4 protein-coding genes are annotated in these 3,769 nt (G+C 37.0%); all 4 read right to left on the minus strand.

Annotated features, from left to right (window positions below; translation table 11 throughout):
- A partial coding sequence (gene ileS / locus BZK14_RS12540; protein ID WP_077926803.1) for an isoleucine--tRNA ligase occupies nucleotides 1–1,994 on the minus strand: 1,994 nt, incomplete at its 3' end.
- Between the two features lie 9 nt (nucleotides 1,995–2,003).
- On the minus strand, nucleotides 2,004–2,939 hold the full coding sequence (gene ribF, locus BZK14_RS12545) for a riboflavin biosynthesis protein RibF (RefSeq protein ID WP_077926804.1): 936 nt from the start codon (nucleotides 2,937–2,939) through the stop codon (nucleotides 2,004–2,006).
- 58 nt (nucleotides 2,940–2,997) lie between these two features.
- Nucleotides 2,998–3,381 carry a 50S ribosomal protein L17 gene (gene rplQ / locus BZK14_RS12550; RefSeq protein WP_077926805.1) on the minus strand — a complete coding sequence of 128 codons (384 nt, stop codon included), beginning with the start codon at nucleotides 3,379–3,381 and terminating at the stop codon, nucleotides 2,998–3,000.
- A gap of 31 nt (nucleotides 3,382–3,412) precedes the next feature.
- The coding region (locus BZK14_RS12555) for a DNA-directed RNA polymerase subunit alpha C-terminal domain-containing protein (RefSeq protein WP_281249147.1) at nucleotides 3,413–3,769 on the minus strand (357 nt) is incomplete at its 5' end.

Here is a 3,769-nt window from a genome sequence, read left to right on the forward strand (position 1 = left end):
GTATTACGGATACGACGATAGGTTTCTGATGTACGTTTTAAGATTTCATCAGATACAGGGATTTCACCACGGTAATCTGTTGAAGAAACCCATAAACGTAAAACATCCGCACCCATTTTATCCATCACATCTTGTGGCTCAATACCATTGCCTAATGATTTAGACATTTTACGGCCTTGAGAATCCACTGTAAAACCGTGCGTTAACAATTGCTTGTATGGTGCAATACCATCCATAGCTACAGATGTACAGATTGAAGAGTTAAACCAACCACGATGCTGATCCGAACCTTCTAAATATAAATCTGCTGGATATGTTAATTCTTCACGTTGACGCAACACAGTGTAATGTGTTGTCCCTGAATCGAACCAAACATCCAAGATGTCTTTGTTCTTTTCATAGTTTGCAGCATCTTCCACATTCAAAAATTCTGTGATGTCAGCCTCAAACCAACCTGTTAAACCTTTTTCTTCAATTTTATCAGCAACTTTCAACATCAATTGAGCTGTCTCAGGATGTAATTCACCTGTTTCTTTATGTAAGAACAAAGGAATTGGATTGCCCCAATAACGCTGACGAGAAATACACCAATCACCACGGCCTTCGATCATACCATACAAACGCGCTTGACCCCAGCTTGGCGTAAACTTAACGCCATCAATCGCTTTCAAGATATCTTGGCGAAGATTTTTATTATCCATACTGATGAACCATTGTGCTGTTGCACGATAGATCGTTGGTGTTTTGTGTCGCCAGCAATGTGGATAGCTATGATCGATCTTAGATAAAAATACCAATGTATTTTTTTCTTTCAATGTCGCGATAATATTATCTTCTACAGCTCTAATGTTTTGGCCTGCAAACAAAGGTACTTCTGATGAATAATCACCATTACCCAATACATAGTTCACCATTGGTAAGTCGTACTGCAAACCAACTTTATAGTCATCATCACCATGCGATGGCGCTGTATGAACACAACCTGTACCGCCATCTAATGTTACATGCTCACCCAAGATCACTGGCACTTGCTTATCATAGAAACAGTGATTCAATTGTAAGCCTTCTAAAACCTTACCTTTAAACGTTGCTTTAACAGTGATATCACCTTTCCAACGCTTAGCTAAACCCTCTACCAATTCTGTTGCAACAACTAATTGCTCACCATTAAATTCAACCACTGAATAATCATATTCAGGATGAACAGAAACAGCTTCATTCGCTGGTAATGTCCAAGGTGTAGTCGTCCAAATCACAACGGATACAGATTCTGTTACATTTACATTGATTGCAGCATTGAACGCAGCTAAATCTACTACAGAGAATTTAACATCAATGCTGGGGGATTTTTTATCTGCATATTCAACTTCAGCTTCAGCCAAAGATGATCCGCAATCCAAACACCAGTTAACAGGACGAGAACCACGTTCCATATGACCATTTTCATAAATTTTAGCCAATGCACGAACAGTATTTGCTTCTGTCTTTTGATTGTAAGTTAAATAAGGATTATTAAAATCACCGAGGATACCAAAGCGTTTAAATTCATCACGCTGTAAATCCACTTGTGTTGCAGCAAAATCAGCACATTTTTGACGGAACTCTTCCGCGGTCATCTCAGGACCTACTTTGCCAAATTTACGCTCAACCACTAATTCAATGGGTAAACCATGACAGTCCCAACCAGGCACATATGGAGAATCATACCCCATCTGTCCGTGTGATTTAACAATGATATCTTTCAAAGTTTTATTCACAAAGTGGCCTAAGTGCAATGCCCCATTCGCATAGGGAGGGCCGTCATGCAATACAAATTTTGGCTTTCCTGCAAATTGTTTTCTTTGTTTAGCGTACAAATCTATGGATTCCCAAAACTCAACAAACTTTGGCTCTTTAATCGGCAAGTTTGCACGCATGTCAAAATTAGTTGTCGGAAGATTCAAAGAATCTTTATATTTATGATTATCTTTGTCTTGAGATTTATCTTTACTCACAGTCTGTACCTATTCTGAATAGTCTTTAAAAAACGAATAAGATTCCGTTATATCATGCTCAATTTGCTTTCGCAAATCCTCAAGCGTATCAAACTTAATTTCGTCTCTCATTTTATTAATAAAAGAAATTTTGAAGAACTGACCATAGAGATCTTCATTCGTGTCATGAAGGTGAACTTCAAGCACAACATTAGTTCCACCAATTGTTGGGCGAAAACCAATACTCGCAGCACCTGTATATTTTTTACCGGTGCATAAATTTTCAGCTGTTGCATTATAAATTCCCATTAAAGGAAAATCATGCTGTAAATGAATATTGATTGTTGGCATCCCCCAAGTACGTGCCAATTGATTACCCGGTACGACTTTGCCAATTAAACTATAATTGCGGCCTAAAAATTCTTTTGCAGCTAGCAAATCACTATCTGCTAAAAAACCTCTAATTTTTGTTGATGACACCCTAATATTATTACGAGTCAGATCATCAATGGCAGAAAAATAGTATCGATCTTTTAATGCATTACTCAAAAATTCTATATTGCCTTCGGCTTTATGGCCAAATTTAAAATCTTTACCCACAAATAAGGCTTTCATTTGTAAGTGATCAATTAAAATATCATCTAAAAAGCTATCAGCAGTAATGGTTGCCATTGCTTGAGAAAAAGGAATTAATATAATTTCATCCACCAAATCATTTTTCTTCAAAAACTCAGCTTTATCCCTTAATGACATCAATCGATGTGTCATACCTTTCTTAAAATACTCAGGTGGAAGAGGATTAAATGTTACCAATGTCCGTTGTAAATTATGAGCTTTTGCATATTGATTTAATTCAGTTAGAATTTTTTGATGACCAATATGAATACCATCAAATGAACCAATAGTAATTGCACGCCCATCATAGTTTGATGATCGTGAAGAGAGATTTAAATGTGTAAAATACATATTTCACCAATAATAAAAAGGCCGGATGAACCGGCCTATTCTATCAATTTTAAAACAATTACTCAGCTTTATCTGCTGATGCTGTTGTGCGATCAACTAGCTCTACATAAGCCATTGGCGCATTATCGCCTGCACGATTGCCACACTTAAGAATTCTTAAGTATCCGCCTGGACGTTGTTGCATACGTGGTGCGATTTCAGTGAACAATTTTGCAACTGCTGCTTCTGAGCGCAAACGAGCGAATGCTAAACGACGATTAGCAACTGAGTCAACTTTTGCTAAAGTAATTAAAGGCTCAACAACTGATCTTAATTCTTTAGCTTTTGGTAATGTTGTTTTAATTAATTCATGCTCAATCATAGAAACAGCCATGTTTTTGAACATTGCTTTTCTATGCGCTGATGTGCGACTAAAGGCACGACCTGATTTACGATGACGCATTAGAATAATTCCTTAAAAATTTGTAACTTAATTATGCTGGTGGCTTGCTTACATCTAAATGTAAAGGTGGCCAGTTATCCAATTTAGTACCCAAAGACAAACCATGTTGAGCAAGAACATCCTTAATTTCAGTTAATGATTTCTTACCCAAGTTTGGAGTTTTCAACAACTCTACTTCAGTTTTCTGGATTAGCTCACCAATATAATACAAGCTTTCTGCTTTCAAACAATTTGCTGAACGTACAGTTAACTCAAGATCATCTACTGAACGTAATAAGATCGGATCGATTTCGCATACTGGCTCTTCTTTCTCTTCTACTACATCAGGTTTTGATTTCAGATCAACAAATACTGCTAATTGTTCATGCAAAATTGTTGCTGCCGCACG

It is taken from the genome of Wohlfahrtiimonas larvae (assembly GCF_002006755.1).
Lineage (GTDB): Bacteria > Pseudomonadota > Gammaproteobacteria > Cardiobacteriales > Wohlfahrtiimonadaceae > Wohlfahrtiimonas > Wohlfahrtiimonas larvae.